At 58.4% G+C, this 1,892-nt stretch carries 1 protein-coding gene; it reads left to right on the top strand.

All coding sequences use genetic code 11. The features are described from left to right. On the top strand, positions 1–1,892 hold a 1,892-nt coding region (locus OSC10802_RS38785), incomplete at both ends, for a putative Ig domain-containing protein (protein ID WP_044169969.1).

Genomic DNA, 1,892 nt, shown 5'->3' with positions numbered 1-1,892 from the left:
ATATCAGCGTCAAGGTAACGGCGACGGATAGTGCCGGTGCGACTGCTGATTCCACCTTTACCCTGACAGTCGCCAATACTAACGACGCGCCAACCGTTGCCAACCCACTAGGCAACCAGTCGGCGACGGAAGACAGCGCCTTCAGTCTGGATGTCACCAGCTTCTTCACAGATGTTGACGATAGCGACAGTTTGACGTATAATGCGACGCTTGCCGATAACTCCGCCTTGCCGGCGTGGTTGACATTCGATGCCTCAACCGCCACCTTCGAAGGCACTCCCGCCAATGAGGATGTGGGCACAATCAGCGTTAAAGTGACGGCAACGGATAGTGCCGGTGCCACAGCGGATGCGGCGTTTGACTTGGCAGTCGCCAACGTCAACGACGCGCCAACCACCACCGGCATTGGCAGCCAAACCGCCACGGAAGACAGCGCCTTCACGTTAGATGTCACCGGCTACTTCGCAGATGTTGACGCGGGCGACACTTTAACGTATAATGCAACGCTCGCTGACGGCACGCCAATGCCTGCATGGCTGACATTCGACGCCACGGCAGGCACCTTCTCTGGCACTGCCGCCAATGAGGATGTGGGTGATATCAGCGTATTGGTGACGGCGACGGATGGTGCCGGTGCGACTGCTGATTCCACCTTTACCCTGACAGTCGCCAATACTAACGACGCGCCAACCACCACCGGCATTGGCAACCAATCGGCGACAGAAGACAGCGCCTTCAGTTTCGCTATCCCCGCCAACACCTTTGCCGATGTTGACGCAGGCGACACCTTAACCTACAGCGCCACCCTTTCCGACGGCACCGCAATACCGGCATGGCTGACATTCGACGCCTCCACCGGCACCTTCAATGGCACCCCCGCCAACGAGGATGTGGGTGATATCAGCGTCAAGGTAACGGCGACGGATAGTGCCGGTGCGACTGCTGATTCCACCTTTACCCTGACAGTCGCCAATACTAACGACGCGCCAACCACCACCGGCATTGGCAACCAAACCGCCACGGAAGACAGCGCCTTCAGTCTGGATGTCACCGGCAACTTCGCCGATGTTGACGCCGGCGACAGTTTGACGTATAATGCGACGCTTGCCGATAACTCCGCCTTGCCGGCGTGGTTGACATTCGACACCGCCACCGGCACCTTCGAAGGCACTCCCGCCAACGAGGATGTGGGTGATATCAGCGTCAAGGTAACGGCGACGGATAGTGCCGGTGCGACTGCTGATTCCACCTTTACCCTGACAGTCGCCAATACTAACGACGCGCCAACCACCACCGGCATTGGCAACCAATCGGCGACAGAAGACAGCGCCTTCAGTTTCGCTATCCCCGCCGGCACCTTCGCAGATGTTGACGCAGGCGACAGTTTGACGTATAATGCAACGCTCGCCGATAACTCCGCCTTGCCGGCGTGGTTGACATTCGACACCGCCACCGGCACCTTCGAAGGCACTCCCGCCAATGAGGATGTGGGCGATATCAGCGTTAAGGTAACGGCGACGGATAGTGCCGGTGCGACTGCTGATTCCACCTTTACCCTGACAGTCGCCAATACTAACGACGCGCCAACCGTTGCCAACCCACTAGGCAACCAGTCGGCGACGGAAGACAGCGCCTTCAGTCTGGATGTCACCAGCTTCTTCACAGATGTTGACGATAGCGACAGTTTGACGTATAATGCGACGCTTGCCGATAACTCCGCCTTGCCGGCGTGGTTGACATTCGATGCCTCAACCGCCACCTTCGAAGGCACTCCCGCCAATGAGGATGTGGGCACAATCAGCGTTAAAGTGACGGCGACGGATAGTGCCGGTGCCACAGCGGATGCGACGTTTGACTTGGCAGTCTCCAACGTCAACGACGCGCCAACCACC

It is taken from the genome of Kamptonema formosum PCC 10802, from assembly GCF_000332335.1.
Classification (GTDB): domain Bacteria; phylum Cyanobacteriota; class Cyanobacteriia; order Cyanobacteriales; family Oscillatoriaceae; genus Oscillatoria.
The sequence above is the reverse complement of the archived record's forward strand: the minus strand, read 5'-3'. Positions and strand labels throughout refer to the sequence as shown.